Origin of the sequence: Brevibacterium iodinum ATCC 49514 (assembly GCF_900169265.1) — a bacterium.
GTDB classification, from domain to species: Bacteria; Actinomycetota; Actinomycetes; order Actinomycetales; family Brevibacteriaceae; genus Brevibacterium; species Brevibacterium iodinum.
In genome coordinates, this window is sequence record NZ_FXYX01000019.1 from 1 (window position 1) to 26,433 (window position 26,433).

A 26,433-nucleotide genomic window follows, 5' to 3' on the forward strand; every position below is an offset into this window, starting at 1 on the left:
CGAACTCGGGATCATCGCGGTGGGCATCGAAGAGCGCATCGGCCCGATATGCCTCAATGACGACTGCTTCAGGGATGGGTGCTGCCAGCCACCGGTAGTAGGGCTGGCGGGAGAGCTTCAAGACCCGCTCCCCCGCGCGCTCCGCTCTCAAGCGGGAGGTACCCCCTCTGACACCGCCACGGGGATCCCGTCGGCGGCGAGCTCTCTCACGGCCGGGTAGAGCCTTTTGACGGCAGATTCGCCTGTGACAGATACGCGGCCGCGCGGCGCAGGACCTCGTTCTCCTGCTCAAGCAGACGATTGCGCCGACGCATCTCTCGTAGTTCGGCGGACTCGTCGCTGGTGTTGCCGGGTTTGTTGCCGGCATCGATTTCTGCTTGGCGGAGCCATTTGTTGATGGTGCCTTCGTGGACTCCGAAGTCCTTGGCGATCTGTCCGATCGTCGTCTTGGAATCCCTGGTCTGGACGACGCGGATGACGTCGTCGCGGAATTCTTTCGGGTAGGGCTGTGGCATGGTGTCTATCCTTCCAGGCTTGCCTATGAACAAGCCAGATTAGATGTCACCTAACCCTGCATCAGTCCCATCGCCGAGTTTTATTCGCGAAACCTCGCTACCGAAACAGTGAAGGGGCTCACACAGAAAGCCGCGCAGGGTGGCACCACGAATCGAGCACCGATCGGCTATGTGAATGTGGGTGTGCGCGACGAGCGCGGCCGTGAGAACCGTACCGTGCAGGTCGACGAAGAGCGTGCGCCGCACATTACGTGGGCGTTCCAGGTGTACGCATCGGGCAGGTGGACGCTCTCTCAGATCCATCGCGAACTAATCGCCCGTGGGCTCACCACCCTGCCGACACCGAAACGTCCCTCGAAGCCGATCGCGATCTCAACCCTGCACCGATTGCTCTCGAACCCGTATTACAAGGGAGATGTGAGGTTCAAAGGTGCAACCTACAAGGGCAGCCACGAAGCGATCGTGCCGAAAGAGGTCTGGTATAAGGTGCAGCAGTGCTCGACGCACACAAGTCCGCGGCTGATGCGACCCAAGTGCATGACCACTACTTGAAGGGCACGGTCTATTGCGGCCAGTGCGGCGAACGCCTGATTATCACCAATGCGAAGAACCGGCACGGCAACGTCTACCCGTATTTCGTGTGCTCGGGACGGCACTCGGGAAAGACCGAGTGCACGACGCAGGCGATGCTCATCGAAGATGTTGAGCGGCTCATCGAGAAGTACTACGAGATGATCGAAGTGTCACCTGGGCTGCGGCAAGACCTCGCCGGGAAGATCCACGCCGACTTCGATCTGCTCATGGCGAACGAGACGAAAGAACTGTCGCGGCTGACGAGCGAGCGCGACCGTCTTGACGATGAGCGAATGAAACTGTTGCAAGCCCACTATGCGGGGGCGGTACCGATCGACCTGTTGAAGCAGGAGCAAGATCGCATCGCGAACCAGATCGGTGACATTCAACACCGGCTCGAAGCGCACCATGACGAGTATGCGTCAGCCCGGGCGAACCTCGATGATTCGCTCGGGTTGCTCGCCAACATCGTCAGCATCTATCAACGTGCTGATGACGCGAACCGGCGGCTGTGCAACCAGGCGTTCTTTCATCGGATCTTCATCGAGGAAGAAGGAGATGTGCGGGTCGAGTACGAGCGCCCCTTCGGTTCGCTCTGCGACACGGAGGAGCAGATGAACGCCCTGAACTGGGCCGCTGAAGCGAAAAAGAAGGGAGAGGCTCAAACCGGATAAAGAGTAGTTACTCTTGTCGAGGGTTTGAACCTCTCCCATTTGGGGTGAGTAACGGGACTTGAACCCGCGACATCCGCGACCACAACGCGGCGCTCTACCAGCTGAGCTATACCCACCACATGCGCTGCGCCCATAGGCGCAGACAGCAAGATATATCTTAGCCGTTCCCTCTTCACCTGAGCAAACCGGAACCGACCTTTGGGCACATTGAGACACAGATCTCATTGCGTGCAACGATTCTGTAGCGATCTATAACGGTTTCGGACAACTGGTAGGAGCGACCCCAGACATTCATTAGTATTGATTCGGCCCTGCCCTCGATAATCTTCAAGGAACCCTGTACATGGCTCGTGCGTTGATCGCCGTCTCAGACGACGGGTTCACCTACACCACCCTCAACGGGGCGACGAGTCGCTATTCCGACACTGGGCAGGCCATCTCCTACCTCGGCGACTACGCCCGAGAGACCGCGACTCCGCTGGCTGTGACGATCGGTGATGGTGAGAAGACCACCGAGATCGGCATCGACGTGAACGGGAAAGTCGGGGCTGCCCCCTCCCCTTCTTCCGACACCGGCACCGAGGCGGCCCCCACCGAATCGTCATCCGCTGCCCCCGCGAATGGTGCTGGTGGATCCGCTGGGCACACCGGCGACGCTGGACACGACGAGACTGCGACATCGAACGGCGACAGCTACCCGACGGGAACCCCTTTCTCAGGTCCGGCCGTGCCTGCCGCGCCGACCGTGAAGAAGACTCCGGTGAAGAAGCGCTCGGCCAGCGGTCGTCCGCAGCGGCTGAAGAAGATCACGGTTCCCGGCCTTGTGCTCATCGGTCTGGCGATCCTCATGATCGGCGCGTTCGTCGTTCCCAATATCGTCCCCGTCAACTCGGACGGCGCCCCGCAGACGATCGGTTCCGAACAGGAGGTCAACCCGGCTTCTGAACTCTCTGTCGACAGCACTCAGGATGTCGTGCCCAGCTACGTTAATTCGCCCACGTGGGAGACCAAGGTGCCCAAACGCGCCTCGGTGACGGCTTCCGATCGCGGTGTCCTCCTCGTCAACGACAACAAACTCGAGGTCCTCGACGCCGATACGGGCAAGTCGCGCTACAAGGCGAAGATCAGCGAGTCACCGACCTTCGCAGTAGACACCGTCATCGACGGTCGGCCGGCTCTGCTGTGGCAGTCGGGCAACACCGCCGAGGCGCTCTTCGACGGAGACTCGAAACCGAAGACGTACCAGCTGCCGGAGAAGGCTCGCATCACCTCGGCAGGCAAGAGTGTGCTCATCAAATCGGGCAACCGGCTCTCGACCTTCGGCGCCGACGGTCTGGAGAATGTGCCCACCCCACAAGCCGGATCCACTCCCATGGCCATCGACGATGATGAGCTCTTCAGCTCTGACTGGAACGGACCGGTCAAGGCACAAAACATCAAGACCGGTGAGGAACGCAGCATCAAGCTCGAAAGCCCCGGTGACGAACTGCAGATCATCGACTGGATCTCGGCGGGTCACGGCAAAGCGATCACGCTCTGGGGAGAACAGGGTGCGTCGACGAACTCGGGCCACCGGATCCAGCTCGTCGTCCACTCCCTCGACGATGGTTCGATTCTGTCCACTGTGACCACGACGACCGATATCGTCGGTGAGAAGTCGTGGGTCCGAGGTCAGGCCGGACAGCGCGCGTACATCGGCCCCTACCTCTTCGATCTGGAGTCGGGTCTGCTGCTCATGGACGTGTCCAGCCGCGATATCCACCTGTCCGAGCCGCGCGGCACCATCGTCCCCTGCACGATGGACACGAACTCCTCATGCCTGCTCGCCGGAAAGCAGGCGTTCAAGACCGACACCGAGCTCCTGGCCGTCGTCGACAAGGGCCACGAGGCCCTGGTGCTCGGCGAGGACTCGACCGTTCGCGCATATCCGAAGAAGTCAGAGACACAGGATCGCTGATTTCGCGCCACGGCGAAACACGCCAGCGACTTTAACACGTCTGGTCGAGACATTAAGATGGGCACCGATGTGTCTGAACGTCATGTCCCCTTGACCCAATGAAGTCGGAATCCCCACCGCGAAGGAACGTAGTGCCAGTCTCACACAGGTTCAGCCGCAGAGCCGCCGCAGTCGGCGCCGCGCTTGCCCTGGCAGCACTACCGATCTCAGCGACGTTCACACCTGCATTCGCCCAGCCGAGTCCCAGTCCCACGGCCGAAGCCAGTGCGAGCGCCGAGGCCGGCGCTTCCGCCGGAGCCGATTCATCTGCCGGCGATGATGGTGGGTCGACGGCAGACGGCACAGACGGTGCCGGCGCGGATTCGAGCGGTGCCGATAACGGAATCACCGAGGTCGACGCCGACGACAACTCTGATCCGGATCCCGGTCCTGATGAAGAAGGCGACAAGGCCTGCAAGGATCAAGAGTGGACCTCGGACGAACCATGTGCGATCGAGGGCGAGCTCGAAGCGACTTGGGATAAGGACACCAAGCAGCTTTCGGTCAAGCCGAACGACAATAAGCCCAGAAGCCTGCCGAAGAGCTGGGAGGGCGTAGAGTTCGACGCGCCGACTGATCGCGGAATGGTCCGAGTCCCAGCGCAAGACACATCGATCAAAGGCACCGCGGACTCAACCAGCAGCGATTCGGATACTGACGACAGCGACCGATCCGTGGCTGACGCGACCACGCAGGCCGATGCACCCACCCAATTCGAGTTCGGCTCTGACGGCACGATCAGAGCCGCGGGCGATGAAAAGGCTTTCAGGTTCGAGGGCTTTGGAGACAAGGGCCCCGACCCGGAGTGGACTTTCAAAGCCGACGGCAAGAACATCACTGCCAGTGGCGAACAGTACTCAGATGACGAAGGCACTGCCGAAGCATCGAGCGACTCTGATGGCACCGAAAAGGACGGGACGGCCGACAGCGGTCCCTCTCCGACAGCAGATGGGTCGACCTCATCCGACGGTGCCGAGGCCGACAGCGATTTGGACAGCAACGAAGCTGCCAGTAAGGACAGCGCCACCTCCGACGACAATTCCGCGAACGACCGCAAGGCCGGCAAGGACGGATCGTCCGCAGACAGCGAAACCTCTGACGACAGCACCACCTCGACCGATGGCTCCACCTCATCGGATTCGGGGTCGAAAGACCGCGCGAACTCTTCGGGCGACAAGGACTCCGACGGCCGAGAATCTGACACCGATTCCGGTTCAGGATCGGACGGCTCACGCGGCAGCGATTCCGACAGCTCAGGCTCCTACGCGGATTCCGGCGACGATGACGAGAAGGATTCGGACAAGCATGGTTCCGGTTCGTCGATCGGCGCCTCTGACGCCGACGGGACCACTCCGGACCCGTCGAACGGCAACGGCTCCCCCGACGATGAACGCGAGACCATTCCCGGAAATGCTGGTGATGAATGGCTGCCCGGGGATGACGAGGATAGCGAAACCCCTGACTACTCTGACCCTGTGCCTCGCAACCCCGACGAACCTGCGCCCAAAGACGACACGGACCTCATCACGGGTGGCGATCAGCCGTCCCCGCGGGCCAACCAGAATCCGGCGACCTCGTTCGGCGAATCCATCATCTCCACGATCGTCAGCTCCTGGCCCATCTTCGTCCTCGCCGCCTCCGGTATGGCCGCGGTCGGGTTCATCATCTACCTCATGGGACGCCGCGGAAAACAGGAGTGAGGCCGCGTGGGCCTCTTCGACTCCGAACTGCGAGTCATCGACGCCGCCGAGCAGCTCGTGAGCGGGCTCACTTCACCGGCAGACCCTGCGCGGAACTCGTCGTGATCGGTGCCGCCGCGAACGCCGGACCACTGGTCACAATCGCAGCGGTCGGCGACCGGAACCGCGGTGCGCTGGCCCTGTGCGGACGCTGCCGCCAAGTCATTCTCGACCTCCATCCCGATGCGCTCGTCGCCGTACCGGACGACACCACGGGCCAGACGTCGATCGCCCCGCTCCCCGCCCTGCTCCCCCACTCCTATCGGCATCCGGATTCTGCTCCCAGACGACTGCTGAGGTTCCACTCCAGATACTTCGACGCCGTCGCGGACGGGACGAAGACGCTGACGGTGCGGTGGAACGAACGCCACTGCACGGGTCCGGCTCTGGCGCACTTCGAGAATACCGAGCATGGCACGCTTCCCGTGGAAGTCGCCTCGGTGATGGTGAAGCGAATCGACGCACTGCGATGTGAGGATCTCGACCTCACCCGCTCGGGTGGACTGGAACGGTACATCGCCAATCTCCGCGACCACTACCCGACCATGCCCGCGAACGCGAACGTCGAGATTGTAAGATTCCGTCGAACCGCGGCAGATATCTGACACTCGCAGTGCCCAGCCGCTAAGCTGGACAGCGAAGCACTGTGGCACAAGGTCACAGACGCAGCAAAGCATTCTCGACCGGGAGGACTCGACCCGATGACTGACAACGTCTACACCTCAGATGTGACCGTCGACCAGGCCACAACCGCACAGCTCGCGGAGTCGCTCCGACTGCGCGAGGAGCGCATCGCCGAGAACATCGACGAGCTCGTCGGCCGCATCCACCCAAAGGTGCTGGCGACGCGCGCCGTCAACAAGGCGAAGTCCGAGGTCGTCGAGGAAGACGGCTCCCCCAAGCCTGAGATCATCGCACTCGGTGCCGGTGCCGTCCTCGGTGTGGCCGCCCTCATCGTCGGACTCTCCGGCCGCAAGCGTGGCTGATGCGGCACTACCGATCCGGATGCTCCATGACCGGATCCTGCTCGAACCCAGCGCGGAAGCCGGGGAACGCAAATCCTCGGCGGGCATCGTCATTCCCGCCACCGCCAGCATGGGCAGACGCCTCGTGTGGGGCGAGGTCGTAGCGGCGGGCCCGCACGTGAGGCAGGCCAACCTCGGCGATACCGTCCTCTACGATCCCGAGGAACTCGCCGAGGTGGAGCTCGAGGGGCGCGCTTATGTGCTGCTGCGCGAACGCGACGTCCACGCGATCTCCGAGCCGGCCGAGCAGTCGAGTTCAGGAATGTACCTGTAGGGACTGGCCGCTGTCTGATCGGGTATCCGACCTGGGGCTTGCGACCTTCATCACAAAATCAAATATGGGCCGATCTCGGTTTGCATGATCGGCAGACACCTGAGTAATATTAATTCTCGTTGCGCAGGATGCGCGGCACGCACCTCTAGCTCAATTGGCAGAGCAACTGACTCTTAATCAGTGGGTTCCGGGTTCAAGTCCCGGGGGGTGCACAGCACACTGACAACCGCCATTCGGATCAACCGGGTGGCGGTTTTCTGTTCTCTTTCCTGCGAAGAGATCGTGGGCTGTAGGCCAAGATGTGGGTGTGGACTGGACGTGTCAGCCTCGACACTGCTTTCAGTCCCTGAGAAGCCGATCGTCTCCTCCCAGCCCATCTTGAGATTCGCCACCTTCGCGACGCCACGCGATGATAGCCAGGCCCAGGGACTGCCGAACGACCACTGGTCCTCGGGTGCCTCGGTATGAAGATACAACAGCAAGTTCAGCTAGACTCCCTCCATGCAGAACTTCGCTGACCGTAAGCCAGGTCTCGGGCAAATCGTACGCAGTCTACGAACAGAGTCCGGATCGGCGATGTTTCTGGCGCTGGTCACAGTATTGGCGCTTGCGTGGGCGAACTCGCCGTTATCTGAAAGCTATTTCGCGCTCTGGCATCAGGAGGTCGGCTTCGATGTCGGTCCCGTGGGCATGCATATGACTCTGCACCACTGGATCAACGACGGACTCATGGTGATCTTCTTCTTTGTTGTCGGACTAGAGGTGCGGCAAGAGTTCGCGCACGGATCTTTGCGCGATCGAAGTCGTGCTCAACTCGCTTTGATAGCTGGCGTCGCAGGCGTCGCTCTCCCGGCTCTCGTGTATGCGTTTGTCGTCAGCTTGTCCGGCGGTAGCGGACTTGGCGGATGGGGTGCTGTCGTCGGAACGGATACAGCGTTCATGCTCGGCGCCTTGGCAATAGTGGGTCCACGACTGTCAGGTCAGTTGCGTGTCTTCCTGCTCACCCTGACAGTGGTCGATGACTTCCTGGCAGTATCGATCATTGGCATTGTCTATAGCGATGAGATCAAGCTTGTCCCCTTGTTGATCGCTCTAGCCTGCCTCATCGGCTTGTGGGCGCTCGGCCGTTCACGACAGTGGATTACGGGGCCTTATGTGATCATTGTGATTGTTCTGTGGTTCGCCACTGTCTCTTCCGGGGTTCATGCTTCACTCGCGGGCATGATAGCCGGGCTGCTCATCCCCGCCTACCCTACCCAGCGCCAAGAGGTAGTTGCTGCCCGCCAGCTTTTCCGTGACTTCTGGCAGTCGCCCAGCGCCGCCTCAGCGCGCGGTGTCAACCGCGGTCTCGCACGGGGGATCTCGGTGAACGAGAGAATGCACGAAGTCCTTCGCTGGCCCACTGCGTTGCTTGTCGTGCCGATCTTCGCACTCGCCAATGCCGGCGTCGACCTCAGAGGTGGATTGCTCGCTGATTCCCTCGGCTCTTCCGTGACCTGGGGAGTCATTGCCGGCCTCGTACTCGGTAAGCTTCTTGGAATTGGCTTTGCCACTCTGCTGGCAGTCCGAATGGGCCTTGGCCGACCGCCAGAAGGGGTGGGAATGGGCAGCGTCTTCGGCGGTGCAGCGCTTTCAGGCATCGGGTTCACCGTCTCTCTGCTCGTCATCGGACTTGCCTTCGGCTCGACAACTGATCTCGGGAGACAGGCGACTGTGGGTGTCCTGGTCTCCATGGTGCTCGCCGTTGCCCTGGGCTGGTTGATTTTCAAGATCGCTGCCAAGCGGTGGGGTGAGGAGACTGCAGATCTGCCGATGGTGCTCGATCCTACAGTCGATCCCGAAGTCGATCACATTCGCGGCCCGCAGGACGCCAAGCTGACACTGGTCGAATATATCGACTTCGAGTGCGAGTACTGTGCACACGCCACTGGCTCCTGGGACGACCTGCGCGCGCAATTCGGCGACGATCTTCGTTACGTAGTGCGGCATCTTCCCCACCACCCACACGGGCCATTGGCTGCAAAAGCGTCTGAAGCAGCTGCAAACCAAGGCGAGTTCTGGCGATGGCTCGATTTCGTATTCACACACCAGGACGCGCTCGAGCGGGAGCATCTCCTTGCCTATGCGGAAGAGCTCGGGCTGAACGTCGATCGCTTCATCCAAGACATGGACAGCGAGGCTGTCGCGCAACGAGTCAACCGCGACCTCGTGAGTGCCGAGGCCAGCGGTGCTCATGCCACCCCAACGTTCTTTGTCGAAGGTCGGCGCCTGTTGGGCGACTATGACGCCCGGACGTTGACTGCGGCGCTCGAAGCGAGGAGGCGCGGCACACGTACCCAGGAGGCACCCCGCTGAAAGGATGGTGAGGGGGTCGGCGACTACTACCGAGGAGTGTCAAGCCGCGGGTTCGGTCGCGGACTGGTTGATCCACTCCGAATGGACCTTGAGTGGCGGGCGGCACCCTATCGCTGGGTCCGCGACTTGGCCCTCTTGTCAGACATTCTTCCCACTGCATTCCACGGACTCATGGAGGCCGGCGCCAAGCCAGGCTCGACAGTCTATATTGCCGGTGCAGGACCTGTCGGCCGGTGCGGGGCAGCGGCAGCTCGCCTACTCGGAGCGTCATGCATCATTGTCGGCGACTACCACAAGGACCGCCTCGATCTGATGAAACAGAACGGCTGCGAGACCATTGACCTCAACGAGGATGTTCCTCTGACCGATCAGATCGAAGCTATTCTAGGCGAGCCCATGGTGGATTGTGCGGTGGACTACGTGGGCTCGGAAGCACATGGAATCGGTCGTGAGGCCGGAGATATGGATCCCGCGCACGCGATCAATCAAGTCATGGACGCTACCCGACCTGGCGGAGCCACCGGCATTATCGGAGTCTACGGACCCGATCCGCTTGCAGAGTCGAAAGCAGAGCAGGAAGGAACTTTCCCACTCAACTTCGGAAAAGCATGGATCAAGTCACCTCGAATCTCGGGCGGCCAGGCACCGATCATGCACTACAACCGCGAGTTGATGATGGCCATTCTCTGGGACCGCATGCCGTACCTCAGCGACATGCTCAACACGAAGATCATCAGTCTCGACGATGCTCCAGACGCCTACGCAACCTTTGATCAGGGTGCTTCGGACAAGTTCATCATCGATCCGCACGGGCTCATTCCAGCCTGACCTGATCCACCCTCCAGAAGGACTGCAAGCTTCAATTAACGACATCAGAGAACGGGTTCGGGTGCTGCCTTTGGTGGCACCCGAACTGCACTAACTGTCCGATCAGTCTGTCGTGACAACGGTTGACACGTCTTCGCCCGAAGCTAGGTGGTGTCGTGACCTTAGTGAGCCAACTCTGCCACCCGCCAGATTTCAATCGGCCAGCTGGTCAACTCTGAAGAGCTCAAGGATTGATGCTCCAGACTACTGGCAGCACACTCGTAAGCAGGCTTACCTTGGTGTCTCCAACGGCCCCTTCTCATCTAAGCTCAAAGGCGCGTCCAAGCTCACTCCTCAGAACGACCGCTATTCGCAGCTCGAGGCGTCATCGAATCCGGTTCAATAGCACTCACGAGCCCCCAGCTTCCCAATTCAGTCCTGCCCGGCGCGGGCATAGGCACCGAGAACCTGTCTCTCCGAATCCCCGAGGTAGACGGCAAGCCTAGCAGCGGCGGCCCCCGGCCCATCAGAGCGATAGATCTCGACCACCTCGCGGTTGCGCTCGATGAAGGGCGCATGGAGGAAGTCGAGGACCTCCACCTTGAGGAAGGCCAGGCGCAGCTCGGCGAGCACATTGGCAAACGACCGCATCAGCCGCCTGCTGTCCGACAGCGAGACGACGGCATTGTGGAACCCCATGTTCGCCGTGCCGACTTCCAGCCAGTTTTCTTCGCCAGCGAACTTCTCGGCAGCCTCGACGGCCGCCTCCATCCTCACGGCGTTCGGGTGATTGCGCGGCGCGTACTCGAGCACCGAGCACCGAGCACTCCACATGATGACGCACCCGGTAGATGTCGACGACATCGGCGGTGCTCGGTGACGCCACTGAGACGCCTCGGTGCGGGATATGCGTGACCAGGCCCTGCTCACCGAGGACCCGGAACGCCTCACGCAGAGTATTGCGCGAAACATCGAATTCCTTCGCCAGCGCGGTTTCGGACAGCCGCTCACCGGGGCGCAGCTCTCCAGCGATGAGACGGTCAGTGAGCCTGTTGACCAGGGACGAGTCGTGATTCACCTCTCCATCCTACTGAAACAGCACCCCGAACTCCCATCCGTCCGTCGACAAAGCGACGACGAAAAGTGTGACCCCCCCATGTATGTTTGTTGAACAATGAGTGCTAGATTGTTTAACACTTCACGTGTGCCAGGACACAGTCCTCGCTATCCTCACCCCATCGGCGCATACGAAGGAACAACTGACCACCAGACAGTCGGAGACTCCCATGTCACACGCACCGGAATCCCAACCGCCGGAATCCTCTTCTACGGATGGGGCCGCCTCGGGCCTTGACAATGCCAAGAGCGAAATCGGCTCCAAGATCAGCCGCAGCGCGATCATCGGCGCCATCTTCCTCATGGCCACCTCGGCGATCGGTCCGGGCTTCATCACCCAGACCGCCACATTCACGGCTCAGATGGGTGCGGCCTTCGCCTTCGCGATCTTCGCGTCGATCCTCATCGACATCGCCATCCAGCTCAATGTCTGGCGGATGGTGACCTCCTCGGGCAAACGTGCTGCCCAGCTGGCCTCCTCGGCCGTGCCCGGTTCGGGCATCCTCCTATCCATCCTCATTGTCGTCGGCGGACTGGCCTTCAACATCGGCAACATCGCCGGCGGCGGTCTCGGCCTCAACGCGCTGCTGGGCATCGATCCGAAGCTCGGCGGGCTCGTCACCGGACTGCTCGCCATCGGCATCTTCCTGTTCAAGCGCGCCGGCAAGGTCGTCGACACCGTCGTGCTCATCCTCGGCATCGGGATGATCATCCTCACCTGCATCGTCGCCATCGTCTCGAACCCGCCGGTCCGTGAGGCGCTCAGACAGTCGATCGCGCCCGACACCATCAACTTCGCCACCGTGACCACGATCGTCGGCGGCACCGTCGGCGGCTACATCACCTATTCCGGTGCCCACCGGTACCTCGACTCGGGCAAGACCGGCCCGGAGAACGCCGGTTCTGTCATGCGCTCGGCTCTGTCGGGGATCGTCGTCACCGGAGTCATGCGCTACGTCCTCTTCCTCGCCATCCTCGGCGTCGTCGCCTCCGGTGTCGCTCTCGACCTCGACACGAGCGTGGCCAACCCCGCCGGTCAGGCCTTCGCCGCAGTCCTCGGCGATGCGGGAATGCGCATCTTCGGCGCGATCTTCTGGGCCGCGGCTCTGAGCTCGGTCATCGGCGCCGCCTACACCTCGGCGACGTTCCTCTCGGCGTTCTCCAAACGCCTCGAAGGCGGCTGGCCGCTCCAGCTGGCGACCGTGTCCTTCATCGTCGTCTCGCTCGTCGTCTACCTCGTCCTCGGCACGGCACCTGCCACACTGCTCGTCTTCGTCGGCGGCTTCAACGGGCTCATCCTGCCGATCGGTCTGACGATCTTCATGTACATCGGCTGGTTCAGGCCGCGCCTGCTGCGCACTGATTCGTACCCGAAGTGGTTACTCATCATCGGCACCGCGGCAACACTGGTCACGTGGTACACGGCCACACAGTCCATCGGCCCCATCTTCGCCATGATCGGAATCGGAGGGTGACATTGTCTGTCAACAGCGAACTGAGAATCGACCTCAACTCTGACCTCGGGGAGAACGTCCCCGACCGTGTCGTCAGTGACGATGCCGCCATGCTCGGCCTCGTCACCAGCGCGAACGTGTCCTGCGGTTTCCATGCCGGAAACCCCGAAGGCATCCGTGCCACCGTCGCCGCCGCGACGAAGGGCGGAGTCGCCATCGGAGCACATCCCGGCTACGACGATTACGAAGGCTTCGGTCGCCGCGCCCTCGACGTGCCGGCAGCGACCCTGCAGGCGCAGGTCGAATACCAGATCGGCGCACTCATCGGACTGACCACCGCCGTCGGCGGAACCGTCTCCTACGTCAAACCCCATGGCGGCCTCTACAACGCGATCGTCCATGACGAAGCGCAGGCGAAGGTCGTCGTCGACGCGATCACGTCCATCGACGACTCGTTGGTCTTCCTCGGGCTCGCCGGCAGCGTGGCCAACCGCGTCGCCGCCGAGGCGGGACTGACCGTTGCCGCCGAGGCCTTCGCCGACCGGTCCTACAACCCCGACGGTTCCCTGGTCTCCCGGTCGGAGCCGAACGCGGTCCTCGACGACCCAGAGGCCGTAGCCTCCCGCGTCCTGCGCCTCGTCCAGACCGGACAGGTCGAAGCCATCGACGGCAGCCTCGTCGACGTCGATGCGCAGTCCATCTGCTTCCACGGCGACAGCCAGGGATCCATCGACATGGCCCGCGCCGCCCGCGACCTCCTCGAATCCGAGGGCGTGACGATCGCCGCCTTCGCCGGAGCCGGACGATGAGCTCCACCACCAGCACCACCTCAACCTCTGCCGTGGACACGATGAGGGCTGCGGGTGCGGAAGCCCGCGCACGCATCCGGGCAGGATTCGACGGTCCCACCTCGGGGATGGCACCGGGACTCGTCCAGGCGAACCTCATCTCCGTGCCTTACGCCTGGGCCTTCGACGTCCTCCTCTTCACCCAGCGCAACCCGAAGCCGTGCCCGGTCGTCGACGTCCTCGAACCCGGACAGCTGGCATCCGCACTGGCCCCCGGCAGCGACATCCGCACGGACATCCCCGGCTACCGGATCTGGGAGAACGGCGTTCTGACCGACGAGGTCACCGACGCCACTTCAGTCTGGGAGCAGCATCCAGACCTCGTGTCCTTCCTCATCGGCTGTTCGTTCACCTTCGAGAACGGCCTGACCGAAGCGGGCATCCCGATCCGCCACCAGGAGGCCGGTCGCAATGTGCCGATGTACCGCACGTCGACGGCCTGCCGTCCCGCCGGCCGGATCAGCGGGGACATGGTCGTGTCCATGCGCCCGATCCCGGCCTCCCAGGTCGCCGAGGCGGTGCGCATCACCGATCGCTTCCCCGCGGTCCACGGTGCCCCGATCCACATCGGCGACCCGTCCCAGATCGGCATCGCTGACCTCGACGCGTCCGATTTCGGTGACGCCCCGGTCATCGAAGATGGCGACATTCCCGTGTTCTGGGCCTGCGGAGTCACTCCGCAGGCAGCCATCCAGGCCTCGGGAATCCCCTTCGCAATTACGCACTCACCCGGGAAGATGTTCATCACCGACGAACCGGAAGACACCTACCGCCAATGACCTCGACACCGCCGGCCGACTCCCCGATCTTCCACACCGCGTCCAGGCGTCACCTCCTCGTCGAGTGCGCCGATCTGACCGCGACGATGGCGCTCCACCGCAGCCTCGAAGCCGCCGATCTGCCCGGCGTCACCGAACTCATCCCCGCCGCCCGCACAGTGCTGATAAGTTTTGATCCCGCACGCACGCACGCCGAGATCCTCGCCGAGGCAGTGCGCGGGCTCGGGCACACCGAGTCGGCCTCGGATGCGGCCCGTGAGGTGACGATCGATGTCCACTACGACGGGGACGACCTCGCCGAGGTGGCCGACCTCCTCTCCGTCTCCCCCGACGAGGTGATCAAACGCCACCAGGCCGCGACCTGGCAGGTCGCGTTCGCCGGGTTCGCCCCCGGCTTCGGCTACCTCGCCGGCGACGACGAACTCTTCAACGTTCCCCGTCGCTCCTCCCCACGCACGCGAGTGCCCGTGGGATCGGTGGCTCTGGCTGGCGAGTTCACCGGCGTCTACCCTCGCTCCTCCCCCGGCGGCTGGGAGCTCATCGGACGCACCGATGCGAAGCTGTGGGACCTGGACCGGGAACCACCGGCCCTGTTCGTACCCGGCACGATCGTGAAATTCGCCGAGGCGGGCCGCGAGACCGTCGAGGTCGCGGGCTCGAGTGCGAGGTCGGGTGCCTCAGGTTTCTCGGGTTCGCCAGGTGCGGAAGGTTCGGAGTCGGATTCTGCGGTGGATTCAGCAGCGGATTCGGCATCCGATTCGGCGGCAGCGGCCTCCCATGCCCTCGAGGTGCTGCGTCCCGGGCTGCAGCTGCTCATCCAGGATCTCGGCCGACCAGGTTTCGCCTCGATGGGCGTCTCCGCCGCCGGCGCCGCCGACCGCACCGCTCTGACCGCGGCCAACCGCCTCGTCGGCAATGCCGAGACCGCGGCCGGGCTCGAGAGCTTCGGGGGCGCAGTGCTCCTGCGCGCCACCGGCGACGGAGTCGCAGCCGTCACCGGAGCGACCGGGTCGATCACCGTGACCGCTGCCGATGGCACGGTCCTCACGCCCCGCCTCGGCGAGGCCTTTGCACTGGCCGACGGGGACGAACTCGAGCTCGGACCAACCGAGCGCGGAGTCCGCCGCTACTTCGCCGTGCGCGGTGGAATCGCTGTCGAGACGGCTCTCGACAGCAGCTCCGCCGACACCCTGGCCGGGCTCGGTCCGGCCGCTGTGGACAACGGCACCACGGTGGGAGTGCACGCTCCGCGGACGGCGCCCCACCTCGTCGATCCCAATCCCGCGCAGCCAAGGGATCTTCCGCAGGCGGGGGAAACCGTGACACTGAGCGTGACGCTGGGACCGCGCGAGGACTGGTTCACCGAGGCCGGGATCGAGACTCTGCTGTCACAGGAGTGGACGGTCACCCACGAATCCGACCGGGTCGGACTGCGACTGAACGGTGAGGTTCCACTCGAACGTGCCCGCACGGGCGAGCTGCCCAGCGAAGGCGCGGTCACCGGTGCCCTGCAGGTTCCGCCGAACGGTCAGCCGGTGCTCTTCGGGCCCGACCATCCGCTCACCGGCGGCTACCCGATCATCGCCAGCATCGATGATGTCGACCTCGCCGCGCAGCTGCCTCCCGGCGTGAAGCTGCGCTTCACCACCTCTGCCCGACCGACGCCGAACGCCCACTCGGCCGAGGCGTCCAGCACCGCAGCAGGACCCCGCACCAACGAGAACGAAGGCTGAACAATGTCGAGAATCCTCATCGCCAACCGCGGCGAGATCGCCGTCCGCATCCTCCGCGCCTGCGCCCAGCACGGGCACACTTCGGTGGCTGTCTATGCTGATCAGGACGCCGACGCCATGCATGCCCGGCTTGCAGACGAAGCGTTCGCTCTGCCTGGGACGACAGCGGGCGACACGTACCTCAACATCGATGCGATCCTCTCCGCAGCGAAGGCCGCCGGTGCCGATGCCGTCCACCCCGGTTACGGATTTCTGTCCGAGAACGCCGACTTCGCCGCCGCCGTCGAAGGCGCCGGCCTCATCTGGATCGGTCCGACCGCTGACACGATCACGGCCCTCGGCGACAAGGTCACGGCCCGTCAGCTCGCGCAGAAAGTCGGCGCTCCCCTGGCACCGGGCATCGACCGTCCCCTCGAGAACGCGGCCGAGGTCGAGTCCTTCGCCGCCGAGGCGGGACTGCCGATCATCATCAAGGCCGCCCACGGTGGCGGCGGACGCGGAATGAAGATCGTCCACGAGCTGACCGAGGTAGCAGGGGCTTTCGAATCGGCGACCCGTGAGGCCGTCGAGGCGTTCGGTCGCCCCGAATGCTTCGTCGAGAAGTTCCTCGAGCGTCCCCGCCATGTCGAGGTCCAGATCGTCGGCGACGGTCAGGGTCGGGTCGTGGCCGTCGGTGACCGCGACTGCTCCGCTCAGAGGCGCAATCAGAAGCTCATCGAGGAAGCACCCGCCCCGGGACTGACGGATGAGCAGCGTGAGCGCCTGCACCGTTCGGCCGAAGCCATCTGCGCCGAGGTGGACTACCGCGGTGCCGGCACCGTCGAGTTCCTGCTCGCTGCAGATGGCACCATGACGTTCCTCGAGGTCAACACCCGACTGCAGGTCGAGCATCCCGTCACCGAGGTGACCTCAGGGGTCGATCTCGTCGCCGAACAGTTCCGCATCGCCTTCGGCCAGGGACTGTCTCTGGAATCGACCCCGCAGCCGGTCGGTCATGCCATCGAACTGCGCATCAACGCCGAAGATCCCGGCCGTGGCTTCCTGCCGACTCCGGGACGCATCGATGTACTCGATGTGCCCGGGGGTCTCGGCGTGCGCTGGGATTCCGGTGTGCGTGCCGGTGACACAGTGCAGCCGGCCTTCGATTCCCTCTTCGCGAAGCTCATCGTCCACGGTCCCGACCGCGGGCAGGCGATCGCACGCACCTTGACAGCGGCGAAGGAGCTCCGCGTCGACGGGGTTGCCACGGTGCTGCCGTGCTCACTCGCCATCCTCGGCGACGAGGCATTCACGGGTCTCGGTGAGGCCGGCGTCGCCGGCATCCATACGCAGTGGATCGAATCCGAACTGCTTCCGCGCTTCGAGACTCAGGAGCGCCCGGCCCCGGTCGCCGATGTCGAGCTGCAGCGGATGTCGATCGAGATCGACGGGAAGCTCACGACCATCGGTCTGCCTGCCGGGCTGCTGGCAGCTCTCGGCTCGGCCCGTGGGGGAAACGCCGATCAGGACCGTGACGGAAGTTCCGCCGGCAACGGTGGAGCCGCCTCGGCGAGCGCCGGGGATGTCAGCGCACCCGTGCCGGGCAGCCTCGTGGACTTCCTCGTCGACGACGGGGCCGAGGTCGCTGCCGGCGATGAGGTCGCCGTGCTCTCGGCGATGAAGATGGAGACCAGGGTCGAAGCACCGGTCGCAGGCACGCTCCGCCAGGTCGCGGCCATCGGCGATGCGGTGAGCGTCGGCCAGACGATCGCCCGGGTCGAATGATTCGGCCGGCCGCCTCGGTGCGGGAATCGATCGCATTGGGATCGGTCGCGGTCACGGAATAGAGTGGTGGACGTCATCGGTTCTTCGGGAACCGAGCCCAGATCGGGTCAGCCTATTCAAGGAGGAGCACTCATGTCACGTCTGTCAGTCGGCGACACCGCCCCGGATTTCACGCTCGTCAACCAGGACGGAAAGTCCGTGAGCCTCAGCGATTTCAAGGGCCAGCGGGTCGTCGTGTACTTCTACCCGGCCGCCATGACACCGGGCTGCACGACCGAGGCCTGCGACTTCCGTGACTCGCTCTCAGCACTCAAGGCCGCCGGCATCGCCGTCGTCGGCATCTCCCCGGACAAGCCGGAGAAGCTCCAGCAGTTCATCGAGAAGGAGGGCCTGAACTTCGACCTGCTCTCCGATGAGGACAAGACGATGATGACCGAGTGGGGTGCCTTCGGCGAGAAGAAGAACTACGGCAAGGTCGTCGAGGGCGTCATCCGCTCGACCGTCGTCGTCGATGCCGAGGGCAAGGTCGAACTCGCCCAGTACAACGTCAAGGCCACCGGACACGTCGCCCGCGTGCGCAAGGAGCTCGGCATCGACGCTGCCTGAGTCCGCTGCAACTTGAGCGTCGGGCGGGCTGAACTGCCCGTGCTCAACGTGAGCATCGGGGCGGTCCGAGTTTTCAACAACTCGGGCCGCCCCTGCTAATCTTGAGGGCGTTGTGGCCGCGACTGTGGCCGCTTCAGCGCGAGTGGCGGAATTGGTAGACGCGCTGGATTTAGGTTCCAGTGTCTTCGGACGTAGGGGTTCAAGTCCCCTCTCGCGTACCGCGGTCCCCGGCGCGGAAGTCGACAGGCTTCCGCGCCGGGGACTTTTCTGTCATCACATCTGTACGCGAACAGCCGCGGAGAACGCAGTGTGGTCATTGGTGCACCGAACCTAGTGAGAGGACTGCCGATGACGACGTCCCCAGCCCCGACGATCCGCCCTACCACGCCCACCGACGAGGCCCGGTGGAAGGAGATCTTCCGCGCCTACCGCGAGTTCTACCGACTGGTGCCGTCCGAGGAGATCGTCTCTCGCGTGTGGTCGTGGCTGACCGACTCCGCCCATGAATGCCAGGGACTCGTCGCCGAGGCGGACGGATCGATCGTCGGAATCGCCGACTACCGTCGTTTCTCACGGCCCTCAGCCGGCAGCGTCGGCATCTGGCTCGACGATCTCTTCACCGATCCCGAGGCGCGCGGACGAGGTGTCGGCCGTGCATTGATCTCCCGGCTGCAGGCCATTGCCTCGTCCGAAGGCTGCTCAGTCGTTCGGTGGATCACCGCCGATGACAACGCTCAGGCTCAGGTGCTCTATGACGATGTCGCGGCGAAGACTAACTGGCTCACCTACGACGCGAAGCCGACGGAGACGTGAGCAAGGAGTTGCCGAGTGAGGAGAGGCAGAGCTCGGTAGGCCAGGGCGAAGTGCTGCTGAACGAGCAGGATCGGCGCCTCGAGCAGCAGTAGGCGAAGCGCTCCGACCGCTGAGGTTTCAGTTCATCCGTCGCCGGAGTTCGGAGACTCCGCTCCCGGTCAGATCTGTCAGTGCTTCCGGTCGGCCGGCCATGGCCAGGACGAGATCGAGGACACGCCCGGTCACCTCCGGACCGCTTCCGGATTCGAAGTCGGCGTCGACCGCGCTGAGCTTCAGCCCTTTCACCAGGGTCTTCGAGTTCACAGCGAAGTCCTTAGAGGCGAAGTATCGGGCCACGTGGATGGTCCCCTTGTCGCCTGGAACCAGGTCGAGTTCCAGGGGTCGTGCGATGTCCTGGCCGTGGACGATGACTTCACCGAGGAAGGCCGGGAAGTCTTTGGTCGGCGCGATAGTCAGTGGGATCGAGTTGTGGAACTTCGCAAGGGTCTGCTCTGGTGAGTCACCGAGGCGGCGTTCGAGCAGTCGCGCGTTGTGTTTTGCGGGGTCGAAACCTGCTCGGATGATACTGCGGATCCAGGCCCATCGTCCGGTGTTGGCCGCGGCTGTCAGGTGGGCGACGACCTGTTCGACCGTCCATTCTGTGCACAGGGTGGCGTGCGCCCACTGCTCGGGTTCGAGTGTGGTCAGCAGATCGGCCAGGCGTGCGCGCTCCGCGTGGATGAGGTCCCAGGCTTCGGTTTCGCTCATGGGCTCTTCTCCTGTGAGTCGTTGCTGGATTCACTGTCGGGCTCTTCGCCGTCCGCGGCGAAGAGCAGGCGGAAGTGTTCGCACACGACCGGCATCTCGGGCGCGAATCCACGTTGGCCGTGCTCTTGCCAGAAATGCTCATGGATGTCGCGCCAGGCAGCCAGGGTTCGGTCGCCCTCCCCTTCAGCGTGGGCATGCTCGGCGGTCACCTCGGAGAACGGGACGATGTCGATCGCCGTGGTTTCGATGAGGGCTCTCGGTCGGTCTCGGCCGTCGAGGATGATGCTCAGTTCGCCCACCTCGGGGACGGATTCGTCATCGGCTTCGATGTCCCACAGCGCCGAGGCGGTGCCCGTCTTCGCCCCGGACAGAACGAGAGCGAGGAGATCGTCCGCGTGCTCGGGAGTCGCACCGAAGGCCCATGCTTCTGGCATCGCCACCGGTAGGTCGGGGTTATGACGTCTCGCCGTGGACCAGAAAGCGCGGCGGTTGCCTCTGCCGGGCTCTGCAACGCTCATCCGTCGTTCTCCTCAAGGCCGACGAACATCTCACGCCGCAAGGCATCGACATGAACACGGGTAACTTCGACGGCGGCGAGAGGGTCCCGATTCCGCAAAGCCGCCACGAGCCGACGGTGATGATCACGCCCCTCCTCGAGCTGCTCCTGCGGGTAGGGCACGAAGTACTTCGTCAGACCGCCGTAGCAGGACAGGTAAGTCTGAGCCTCGGGCAAACCGCTGATCTCTGCGATGAATCGGTGGAAACGAGTGTCAGGAATATGGTGCTCATGCCAGTCCTCGGCATCGGCCGACGCTTGGATGAGTGCATCGAGCTCATCACACTGCTCGGGAGTGGCACGCATCGCCGCCTCAGCCACAATGGCCGATTCCATCAGACTGCGCTGGTCGATGAGCCGATGGATCGCGTCCGCGTCTGCCCGGTAGGCGGTGACAGCGGAGTCGTTGAGATGCGGCGGGTCGTCGGCAACGAACGTTCCACCTCCACGGCCCCGCCTGCGCACGAGGACTCCGTCCTCGACCAGGCTTTCGAGTCCCCGACGGGCGGTGATGACGCTGACCTCGAGGCCCGCCGCCAACAGCTCGGTCTTCGGCAGTCTGCTGCCCGGCGCGAGCAGAGCGTGCTCGATGGAGAGCAGAACTCGGGCTCGGACGGTATCGACAGCAGAAAGCCGCGTGAGTTCTGCGGCTCCGGGGGCAGCGAACAGCGTTCGATCAACTGCGTGTGCCTGCGCAGAGTCCAACCCACTCCGCTCAGAATCCACGCCCGCAGGATCGGGTGTCGAAGGATTTCTCACTGCCATGTGTTGAGTCTAACGTCACATCGACTTATAGTGATCAAACTGATCAATTCAATGACGGTGGGAAGAACCGCTGTCGACGTCGGCGAAGGGAACGAAGTGGACACCAGCGAAATCGCAGTCGGGCTGGCCCAGCGTGCACCCCTGACCGGACCGGACCCGTTATCCGGCTTCCGCACGGACCTGGCGGCCACCTCGGCGAGGTTTCCCGAACTCGGAATGATCATCTATCCCGAGCTTCATCTGCACAGCGCCGACGACCTGCCTGTCGACGACCGCCCCGCAGCTCTGCGCGAGAAGGCCGTGCGACTCGACTCGGAGTTCGTCGCCGAGATCGGCCGCATCGCCGCCGAGCACAACATCTGGCTGTGCCCGGGCAGCATCGGTGAGATTGCCGACGACGGGAGCTTCTTCAACACTCAGCTGCTCTTCTCCCCCACCGGCGAACTCGTCTCCACCTACCGCAAGATTTTCCCATGGCGACCGTTCGAACCGCACCGCCCGGGCGTCGATTTCGTCGTCGCCCAGACTCCCGATCACGGCACCTTCGGCCTCTCGATCTGCTACGACGCCTGGTTTCCCGAACATTCACGGCACCTGAGTTGGATGGGTGCAGACGCGATCCTCAATATCGTCAAGACGACCAGCCAGGACCGCGAACAGGAACTGGTTCTGGCGCGGGCAAACGCAATCGTCAACCAGGTCTACGTGCTCAGCGTCAACTGCGCCGAACCCATCGGCCGCGGACGATCCATCGCCGTCGATCCCGAAGGCCTCGCCCTCGGCGAGGCTGGGCTGGGCGAAGACACGATCATCGTGCGGGTCGACCCCCATCGGGTCACTCGAGTCCGCGAAATCGGGACTGCGGGAACGAACCGAGTGTGGTCGCAGTTCAACCGCGACGACGATCCGATCCCCCTCCCGCTCTATGGAGGCTGTCTCGACCCAAGCCGCTGGTCACCTGGCCACGACACCCCCTGACGCGACCGTTGGATCCGAGCCACCGCTAACTGCCGGCGACAGCCGCACCCCAGTCCACCAGAGCAGGCACTTCTGCTATACGGAAATCTGAATCAACAACGGAGTGATCATGTCCGACACCGTCACACTCAACCGCACCCTGAAGCTGCCGTCCCTGGTCATCTTCGGCCTTGCCTACCTCACCCCACTCATCGTCCTCGGCATCTTCGGCGTCATCGCCTCCCAGACGAACGGGGCGAGCGCGAGCGCCTATCTGATCGCGCTCGGCGCGATGCTCTTCACTGCCAACAGCTACGGTCGCATGGCCGCGGCCTATCCGGTCGCCGGATCGGCCTACACCTATGTGCGCAAAACGATCGACGGACGTATCGGATTCCTTGTCGGGTGGGCGACGATGCTCGACTACCTGTTCCTCCCCATGGTCATCTGGCTCATCGGCGGCTCCTACCTGCAGGCGCAGTTCCCGGCGGTGCCGATGGCCGTGTGGATCATCGGTTTCATCTTCCTCACTACGGTGCTCAACATCGTGGGCATCAAGGTCGCCGACCGGGTGAACCTCATTCTCATGTCGTTCCAGATCCTCGTCATCGTCTTCTTCGTCGCCCTGTCGCTGGCCGATGTGTTCGGCTCGGAAGGCGGTGCTGGACTGATCAGCGCGACTCCGTTCACCGGTATCGACTCGACTCTCGTGGCCATCGGCGGCGGTGCCGCGGTCGCCGCGTATTCGTTCCTCGGATTCGATGCCGTCACCACCTTCACCGAGGAGACCATCGATCCCCGTCGCACCGTGCCGAAGGCCATTATGCTCATCGCCCTCATCGGCGGCGGCATCTTCGTCGTCGTGGCCTACGCTGTTCAGCTCGTCCACCCCGGTGGAGTGTTCGAGAATTCCGACGCCGCAGCGTTCGAGATCGCTAAGAGCATCGGCGGGCACCTTTTCGGCGCGATCTTCCTCGCCGCCCTTGTCATCGCTCAGTTCACTTCCGGCATCGCCGCCCAGGCCGCTGGCAGCCGTCTGCTCTATGCGATGGGACGCGACGGAGTGCTTCCACGCGGCTTCTTCGGAAAGCTCAGCCCGCGCTTCCACACTCCGGTGCTGTCGCTCCTGGCAATCGCTGCGATCGGTCTCATCGCTATCTTCATGAACGTGGCCACCTCGACGTCGTTCATCAACTTCGGCGCGTTCCTCGCCTTCATCATGGTCAACGTCTCGGTCATCGTCTATTGGGTGCGCGAGCGCCGAGGCGGCCGTTCACTCAACGTGTTCCTCTACTTGGCCTGCCCGGTCATCGGAGTCATCGTCATCGGTTTCCTGCTCACTCAGCTCGACGTGCACGCGATCACCCTCGGCACGATCTGGCTTGTCGTCGGCGCAGTCATTCTCGCGGTGACGACAAAGGGATTCCGCACCCAACCTTCCGAACTCGCCGTTGACTCGGCCGATTCAGATCAGTCGACCGCCGCGAAGCATCTCTGAACAACACTGAACCGCTGGACCACGATCTTCGAGGTCACGCCGACTCCTCTCAGCTCTCCTGCTTCAGGTACTCCTCGATCGCTTTAGTCGTCGACGGGTTACCGAGGTGTACGATCGCGTTCATGCCCACGGCACGAGCACCCTCGGCGCCCACCTCGTGGTCATCGATGAACAACACGTGTCCGGCATCCGCACGCATCCGCTCAAGCGCATTCTCATAGGCCTCCGGCTCGGGCTTGAGCAGACCGGTCTCGTGACTGTAGAGGATCGGCTCGAAGAATGTACTGAACCCGAATCGTCGTTCCTCCTCGGCGCGAGCACCGTCGACCGAGTTCGACAGGATCGCCACGTAGGCGCGCGACCGGAGCGCGGATACATATTGGAACAGCTCACTATTGAGCCCGCCGCAGTACTCGTCCCACATCTCGCACTCTGTTCGACTTCGGCACTCGAATCAATGAAGTTCTCGATTTCGGGACTACTCGACTTCTGAGACCGTCTATAAGCCCAAACCGTGATTGCCTTCGCCGACTCCTCGTCGTTGTATCTTGCGACGGCCCAGTTGAGTGCAGCATCAGCACCGGCACAGTCACTGCTCGAAAACTGCGGGCGGGATACTGGGATCAAAGGTGTACAGGCGTCACTCCATTTTTCAGAGGATCTCAGAATCTCAATCCGGAATACTGCATCCAACGTGAACGCGACGAGCTACTGCCTGAACGACTTCCATCGACCTTGCCGCCGTTCGAACGCGAAGCGCTCAGCCCGTAACCGTCTGACCCGCTCCACAATGTCCAGGGCGTAACTGCCGCTCGCCTCCGTATCCACCAGCCCTTCGAGCACAACAGCGTATTTCTCGACCGACAGGTTGATACGTCAGCACAAAGCGTCACGCACAGCAACCGTGTGCGGGGCCTTCTCCAGATCGAGGATCAACCGATCAGGCTCGGCGAGCTCATGCACAGTGCCAGGAGCCCTAGACGCCAGAGTGGCATATTGAGACCAGACCATTAAGACAGGGCATAAGGGGGCTTCGCAGTGAGACATGACCACTCGGCGCACATGATGATCAAAGCCACTGACGAAACTGTCGAGCTGTACCATCTGAAAGATGTGCAGTGGGTGGAATGGGTGTTGCTCGGCTGGTTCGTAGTTGGTGCCGCCGTAGCGATCTGGTTCCTGACTGTCATCGTGAAAAGGCAGCACGCATGGTTGCCACTCGCTTTGCTCGGAGTGGCTTCGGTCGGTCTGATTGCTGGTGGATTCTTCGTCCAAATGGGTTGGCACGGGCCCTACATTGATGATCAGGGAATGTGGGCTTGCCCCTCCGGCCTCAACGCTATGCGGATCACTGAAGCAAACGGGTATCCACTGTCGGATGGGATCGTCCAATGTCGTGCCGATGCGAAGAAGAACGTGGCAGTCGGTGGAGCTATGGCCGGTGCGGGTGTCGCGTTAACTGTCGGATCGGGTGTCTTTCTCAGACGCCGTGCACCCCGGATTAGAGTGATGGTCGACATATGAACAATCAAACGGTGTACCTTCTATTTGCTGAACAGACGTCTCCATTCGACCCTGAGGACAAGATAGATCCGCTGGTCGGCATTTTGACCGATGAGGCCGAGTGTCTTCGCGTCCAGAAGGAGCGGCCAGAATACAAAATCAGTTGGGAGGAACGTGAGGTCGAGGATGCGGGTGAGCACACGATCGAGCCCGGTGACACCGTCTACGCTTACCACTACATGGCCACCTATAGACCGACACCAGATGGCGGGGAAGCCATCGAGCTTTTGAGCGATGCCGCCGTCGAAGACATCTACTTCCAAGAAGAGAACGCCCGGAAGAAGCTTGAGGTCGGCGACCTCCAAGTAGTCAAGGTCGGTGAACTTCGGCTGAAAGGAGACTTTCAGATCATCGAATGCTAACCGCCTGTTCTTCCTGGGCACGCAGGCAACGACACGCCCTACGCACCATCCACGCGCCCCAGACCGGCCAGGCTGATAATCTATACCGCCAAAACTCTGTCGTTCACCAATTCAGTCACATCCTTTCGAGCCGAATCGCCTGCTTCAGATACTCCTCGATCGCCGTGATCGTCGACGGGTTGTCGCGGTGTACGATTGCGTTCATGCCCACGGCACGAGCACCCTCGGCACACACCTCGTGGTCATCAATGAAGAACACATCGTCTGCATCGGCACCCAGTCGCTCAAGCGCATTCTCATAGGCTTCACTTTCGGGCTTGAGCAGACGCGTCTCGTGACTGTAAAGAATCGGGTCAAAGACTTCACTGAACCCGAACCGCCGTTCTTCCTCGCGCCGCGCCCGTCCACTGAGTTCGACAGAATCGCCATACCGGCGCGTGGCCTCAGCGCAGCTGCATACTCACACAACTCTGTATTGAGACTCCCGCAGTATTCGTCCCACATCTCGGCCTCCATCGCTTCGACATGGGTCTGATCCACATTCAGGGCCTGGCCGATCTGCGCCCAATACTCGGCGCGAACATTCTCTTGACGGGAGATATCGGGCAGCTCCGCGGAAGTCAGACGAGCACGATACTCCTCCGCTGAGAATCCAGAGCGCTCCTGCCACCGACCGGCGAAACGCCTCCCCCCAAGCGTCATCATCGACGACCTCCAGAACTCCCCCGATATCGAAGAGCACCCACTTCTTCAATCCCATAAAGCAACCCTGCCCGCCAGGGTGCAGGGACATCCAGCAGCCCTGGAAAGCAGCATCAGCACCGCAGAGGACACTGCCAGGCCCAGGGCGGAGGTTTGTTACACCCTGCTCCAAAATGCACACCGAGGAAACTGATCCGTTGAGAGGAACCTGT

General features: G+C 62.8%; 27 protein-coding genes, 3 tRNA genes and 2 pseudogenes. 23 read left to right on the forward strand and 9 right to left on the reverse strand.

The genetic code is table 11. From position 1 onward, the window contains the following. Window positions 1–206: 206 nt before the first annotated feature. A complete protein-coding gene (locus tag BI49514_RS16705; RefSeq protein WP_219618455.1) occupies window positions 207–515 on the reverse strand; it encodes a transposase in 309 nt (102 codons plus the stop codon). Window positions 516–623: 108 nt separating this feature from the next. On the opposite strand from BI49514_RS16705, the gene BI49514_RS17025 reads away from it, so the two are divergent. Then, on the forward strand, window positions 624–1,067 hold the full coding sequence (locus BI49514_RS17025; RefSeq protein ID WP_244195163.1) for a recombinase family protein: 444 nt from the start codon (window positions 624–626) through the stop codon (window positions 1,065–1,067). After that, window positions 1,010–1,762, forward strand: a complete 753-nt coding sequence (locus tag BI49514_RS17030) for a recombinase zinc ribbon domain-containing protein (RefSeq protein WP_244195164.1) — start codon at window positions 1,010–1,012, stop codon at window positions 1,760–1,762. Before BI49514_RS17025 ends, BI49514_RS17030 begins: the two co-directional genes overlap by 58 nt. A 40-nt stretch (window positions 1,763–1,802) precedes the next feature. Here the strand turns inward: BI49514_RS17030 and BI49514_RS12325 are convergent. Then, a tRNA-His gene (locus BI49514_RS12325) sits at window positions 1,803–1,878 on the reverse strand. 227 nt (window positions 1,879–2,105) lie between these two features. Between BI49514_RS12325 and BI49514_RS12330 the strand changes: the two genes are divergently transcribed. The 8 genes and pseudogenes from BI49514_RS12330 to BI49514_RS12365 all read left to right on the forward strand — a co-directional run. After that, window positions 2,106–3,719, forward strand: coding sequence for a hypothetical protein (locus BI49514_RS12330; RefSeq protein ID WP_101546823.1), 1,614 nt, complete (start codon window positions 2,106–2,108; stop codon window positions 3,717–3,719). Window positions 3,720–3,850: 131 nt separating this feature from the next. After that, window positions 3,851–5,458: a hypothetical protein gene (locus BI49514_RS12335; protein ID WP_101546824.1), complete on the forward strand. Its 1,608-nt coding sequence runs from the start codon at window positions 3,851–3,853 to the stop codon at window positions 5,456–5,458. A 101-nt stretch (window positions 5,459–5,559) separates the two neighbouring features. Further along, complete coding sequence (locus tag BI49514_RS12340; protein ID WP_167443899.1) at window positions 5,560–6,102, forward strand: ASCH domain-containing protein; 543 nt, start codon at window positions 5,560–5,562, stop codon at window positions 6,100–6,102. Window positions 6,103–6,198: 96 nt separating this feature from the next. Beyond that, window positions 6,199–6,483 (forward strand): DUF3618 domain-containing protein, encoded by a 285-nt coding sequence (locus tag BI49514_RS12345; protein ID WP_101546826.1) that lies wholly within the window; start codon window positions 6,199–6,201, stop codon window positions 6,481–6,483. A 19-nt stretch (window positions 6,484–6,502) separates the two neighbouring features. Continuing rightward, window positions 6,503–6,796 carry a GroES family chaperonin gene (locus BI49514_RS12350; protein ID WP_167443964.1) on the forward strand — a complete coding sequence of 98 codons (294 nt, stop codon included), beginning with the start codon at window positions 6,503–6,505 and terminating at the stop codon, window positions 6,794–6,796. Window positions 6,797–6,935: 139 nt separating this feature from the next. Beyond that, window positions 6,936–7,008: transfer RNA gene (locus BI49514_RS12355), tRNA-Lys, on the forward strand. Between the two features lie 289 nt (window positions 7,009–7,297). Further along, a complete protein-coding gene (gene nhaA, locus BI49514_RS12360; RefSeq protein WP_101546828.1) occupies window positions 7,298–9,151 on the forward strand; it encodes a Na+/H+ antiporter NhaA in 1,854 nt (617 codons plus the stop codon). A 117-nt stretch (window positions 9,152–9,268) separates the two neighbouring features. Continuing rightward, window positions 9,269–9,979, forward strand: a pseudogene (locus tag BI49514_RS12365) (MDR/zinc-dependent alcohol dehydrogenase-like family protein); the annotation flags it as partial. 411 nt (window positions 9,980–10,390) lie between these two features. On the opposite strand, the gene BI49514_RS12370 reads toward BI49514_RS12365, so the two are convergent. Further along, window positions 10,391–10,822 (reverse strand): FCD domain-containing protein, encoded by a 432-nt coding sequence (locus BI49514_RS12370; RefSeq protein ID WP_257904128.1) that lies wholly within the window; start codon window positions 10,820–10,822, stop codon window positions 10,391–10,393. A 79-nt stretch (window positions 10,823–10,901) separates the two neighbouring features. Further along, window positions 10,902–11,036, reverse strand: a pseudogene (locus tag BI49514_RS17035) (GntR family transcriptional regulator); the annotation flags it as partial. 208 nt (window positions 11,037–11,244) lie between these two features. On the opposite strand from BI49514_RS17035, the gene BI49514_RS12375 reads away from it, so the two are divergent. From BI49514_RS12375 to BI49514_RS12410, 8 genes are all read left to right on the forward strand, one after another. Then, on the forward strand, window positions 11,245–12,549 hold the full coding sequence (locus BI49514_RS12375; protein WP_101546829.1) for an NRAMP family divalent metal transporter: 1,305 nt from the start codon (window positions 11,245–11,247) through the stop codon (window positions 12,547–12,549). 2 nt (window positions 12,550–12,551) lie between these two features. Continuing rightward, a complete protein-coding gene (locus tag BI49514_RS12380) occupies window positions 12,552–13,337 on the forward strand; it encodes a LamB/YcsF family protein (protein ID WP_244195166.1) in 786 nt (261 codons plus the stop codon). Beyond that, complete coding sequence (locus BI49514_RS12385) at window positions 13,334–14,155, forward strand: putative hydro-lyase (RefSeq protein WP_244195167.1); 822 nt, start codon at window positions 13,334–13,336, stop codon at window positions 14,153–14,155. The genes BI49514_RS12380 and BI49514_RS12385 overlap by 4 nt, the downstream gene beginning before the upstream one ends. Then, window positions 14,152–15,888 carry a 5-oxoprolinase subunit B/C family protein gene (locus tag BI49514_RS12390; RefSeq protein ID WP_101546830.1) on the forward strand — a complete coding sequence of 579 codons (1,737 nt, stop codon included), beginning with the start codon at window positions 14,152–14,154 and terminating at the stop codon, window positions 15,886–15,888. Before BI49514_RS12385 ends, BI49514_RS12390 begins: the two co-directional genes overlap by 4 nt. 3 nt (window positions 15,889–15,891) lie before the next feature. Further along, entirely contained in the window at window positions 15,892–17,652 is a 1,761-nt protein-coding gene (locus tag BI49514_RS12395; protein WP_101546831.1) for an acetyl/propionyl/methylcrotonyl-CoA carboxylase subunit alpha, read from the forward strand. A gap of 132 nt (window positions 17,653–17,784) precedes the next feature. Beyond that, window positions 17,785–18,258, forward strand: coding sequence for a thioredoxin-dependent thiol peroxidase (gene bcp, locus BI49514_RS12400; protein WP_101546832.1), 474 nt, complete (start codon window positions 17,785–17,787; stop codon window positions 18,256–18,258). A gap of 136 nt (window positions 18,259–18,394) precedes the next feature. Continuing rightward, window positions 18,395–18,476, forward strand: a tRNA-Leu gene (locus BI49514_RS12405). Between the two features lie 130 nt (window positions 18,477–18,606). Continuing rightward, the gene (locus BI49514_RS12410) at window positions 18,607–19,071 is read left to right on the forward strand and encodes a GNAT family N-acetyltransferase (protein ID WP_101546833.1); all 465 of its coding nucleotides are present in this window, start codon (window positions 18,607–18,609) and stop codon (window positions 19,069–19,071) included. A 117-nt stretch (window positions 19,072–19,188) separates the two neighbouring features. Here BI49514_RS12410 and BI49514_RS12415 read toward each other — a convergent pair whose 3' ends face one another. The 3 genes from BI49514_RS12415 to BI49514_RS12425 are packed head-to-tail and all read right to left on the reverse strand — an operon-like array spanning window position 19,189 to window position 21,079. Then, complete coding sequence (locus BI49514_RS12415; RefSeq protein ID WP_101546834.1) at window positions 19,189–19,818, reverse strand: maleylpyruvate isomerase family mycothiol-dependent enzyme; 630 nt, start codon at window positions 19,816–19,818, stop codon at window positions 19,189–19,191. Then, complete coding sequence (locus BI49514_RS12420) at window positions 19,815–20,336, reverse strand: ASCH domain-containing protein (RefSeq protein ID WP_101546835.1); 522 nt, start codon at window positions 20,334–20,336, stop codon at window positions 19,815–19,817. The genes BI49514_RS12415 and BI49514_RS12420 overlap by 4 nt, the downstream gene beginning before the upstream one ends. Then, window positions 20,333–21,079, reverse strand: coding sequence for a FadR/GntR family transcriptional regulator (locus BI49514_RS12425; RefSeq protein ID WP_167443965.1), 747 nt, complete (start codon window positions 21,077–21,079; stop codon window positions 20,333–20,335). Before BI49514_RS12425 ends, BI49514_RS12420 begins: the two co-directional genes overlap by 4 nt. Window positions 21,080–21,235: 156 nt before the next feature. Between BI49514_RS12425 and BI49514_RS12430 the strand changes: the two genes are divergently transcribed. Both BI49514_RS12430 and BI49514_RS12435 read left to right on the forward strand, forming a co-directional pair. Then, on the forward strand, window positions 21,236–22,117 hold the full coding sequence (locus tag BI49514_RS12430) for a carbon-nitrogen hydrolase family protein (RefSeq protein ID WP_219618456.1): 882 nt from the start codon (window positions 21,236–21,238) through the stop codon (window positions 22,115–22,117). Window positions 22,118–22,226: 109 nt separating this feature from the next. Next, window positions 22,227–23,594 (forward strand): APC family permease, encoded by a 1,368-nt coding sequence (locus BI49514_RS12435; protein WP_101546837.1) that lies wholly within the window; start codon window positions 22,227–22,229, stop codon window positions 23,592–23,594. A 49-nt stretch (window positions 23,595–23,643) separates the two neighbouring features. Here BI49514_RS12435 and BI49514_RS12440 read toward each other — a convergent pair whose 3' ends face one another. After that, a complete protein-coding gene (locus BI49514_RS12440; protein WP_101546838.1) occupies window positions 23,644–24,018 on the reverse strand; it encodes an HAD-IA family hydrolase in 375 nt (124 codons plus the stop codon). A gap of 638 nt (window positions 24,019–24,656) precedes the next feature. On the opposite strand from BI49514_RS12440, the gene BI49514_RS12450 reads away from it, so the two are divergent. Then, the gene (locus BI49514_RS12450) at window positions 24,657–25,118 is read left to right on the forward strand and encodes a hypothetical protein (protein WP_101546839.1); all 462 of its coding nucleotides are present in this window, start codon (window positions 24,657–24,659) and stop codon (window positions 25,116–25,118) included. Further along, the gene (locus tag BI49514_RS12455; protein WP_101546840.1) at window positions 25,115–25,519 is read left to right on the forward strand and encodes a hypothetical protein; all 405 of its coding nucleotides are present in this window, start codon (window positions 25,115–25,117) and stop codon (window positions 25,517–25,519) included. The genes BI49514_RS12450 and BI49514_RS12455 overlap by 4 nt, the downstream gene beginning before the upstream one ends. A gap of 115 nt (window positions 25,520–25,634) precedes the next feature. Here the strand turns inward: BI49514_RS12455 and BI49514_RS17045 are convergent, their stop codons facing one another. Beyond that, complete coding sequence (locus BI49514_RS17045) at window positions 25,635–25,868, reverse strand: HAD-IA family hydrolase (protein WP_244195344.1); 234 nt, start codon at window positions 25,866–25,868, stop codon at window positions 25,635–25,637. On the opposite strand from BI49514_RS17045, the gene BI49514_RS17050 reads away from it, so the two are divergent. Further along, window positions 25,758–26,054: a hypothetical protein gene (locus BI49514_RS17050; protein ID WP_244195168.1), complete on the forward strand. Its 297-nt coding sequence runs from the start codon at window positions 25,758–25,760 to the stop codon at window positions 26,052–26,054. The genes BI49514_RS17045 and BI49514_RS17050 overlap by 111 nt on opposite strands. Window positions 26,055–26,433: the final 379 nt, after the last annotated feature.

What these genes read in the sequence shown, in the direction of transcription:
- BI49514_RS16705 (WP_219618455.1), bottom strand. Translation starts at nt 515, where the DNA reads ATGCCACAGCCCTACCCGAAAGAATTCCGCGACGACGTCATCCGCGTC.
- BI49514_RS12330 (WP_101546823.1), top strand. Translation starts at nt 2,106, where the DNA reads ATGGCTCGTGCGTTGATCGCCGTCTCAGACGACGGGTTCACCTACACC.
- BI49514_RS12345 (WP_101546826.1), top strand. Translation starts at nt 6,199, where the DNA reads ATGACTGACAACGTCTACACCTCAGATGTGACCGTCGACCAGGCCACA.
- BI49514_RS12350 (WP_167443964.1), top strand. Translation starts at nt 6,503, where the DNA reads ATGCTCCATGACCGGATCCTGCTCGAACCCAGCGCGGAAGCCGGGGAA.
- nhaA (WP_101546828.1), top strand. Translation starts at nt 7,298, where the DNA reads ATGCAGAACTTCGCTGACCGTAAGCCAGGTCTCGGGCAAATCGTACGC.
- BI49514_RS12370 (WP_257904128.1), bottom strand. Translation starts at nt 10,822, where the DNA reads ATGTCGTCGACATCTACCGGGTGCGTCATCATGTGGAGTGCTCGGTGC.
- BI49514_RS12375 (WP_101546829.1), top strand. Translation starts at nt 11,245, where the DNA reads ATGTCACACGCACCGGAATCCCAACCGCCGGAATCCTCTTCTACGGAT.
- BI49514_RS12385 (WP_244195167.1), top strand. Translation starts at nt 13,334, where the DNA reads ATGAGCTCCACCACCAGCACCACCTCAACCTCTGCCGTGGACACGATG.
- BI49514_RS12390 (WP_101546830.1), top strand. Translation starts at nt 14,152, where the DNA reads ATGACCTCGACACCGCCGGCCGACTCCCCGATCTTCCACACCGCGTCC.
- BI49514_RS12395 (WP_101546831.1), top strand. Translation starts at nt 15,892, where the DNA reads ATGTCGAGAATCCTCATCGCCAACCGCGGCGAGATCGCCGTCCGCATC.
- bcp (WP_101546832.1), top strand. Translation starts at nt 17,785, where the DNA reads ATGTCACGTCTGTCAGTCGGCGACACCGCCCCGGATTTCACGCTCGTC.
- BI49514_RS12410 (WP_101546833.1), top strand. Translation starts at nt 18,607, where the DNA reads ATGACGACGTCCCCAGCCCCGACGATCCGCCCTACCACGCCCACCGAC.
- BI49514_RS12415 (WP_101546834.1), bottom strand. Translation starts at nt 19,818, where the DNA reads ATGAGCGAAACCGAAGCCTGGGACCTCATCCACGCGGAGCGCGCACGC.
- BI49514_RS12420 (WP_101546835.1), bottom strand. Translation starts at nt 20,336, where the DNA reads ATGAGCGTTGCAGAGCCCGGCAGAGGCAACCGCCGCGCTTTCTGGTCC.
- BI49514_RS12435 (WP_101546837.1), top strand. Translation starts at nt 22,227, where the DNA reads ATGTCCGACACCGTCACACTCAACCGCACCCTGAAGCTGCCGTCCCTG.
- BI49514_RS12440 (WP_101546838.1), bottom strand. Translation starts at nt 24,018, where the DNA reads ATGTGGGACGAGTACTGCGGCGGGCTCAATAGTGAGCTGTTCCAATAT.
- BI49514_RS12450 (WP_101546839.1), top strand. Translation starts at nt 24,657, where the DNA reads ATGATGATCAAAGCCACTGACGAAACTGTCGAGCTGTACCATCTGAAA.
- BI49514_RS12455 (WP_101546840.1), top strand. Translation starts at nt 25,115, where the DNA reads ATGAACAATCAAACGGTGTACCTTCTATTTGCTGAACAGACGTCTCCA.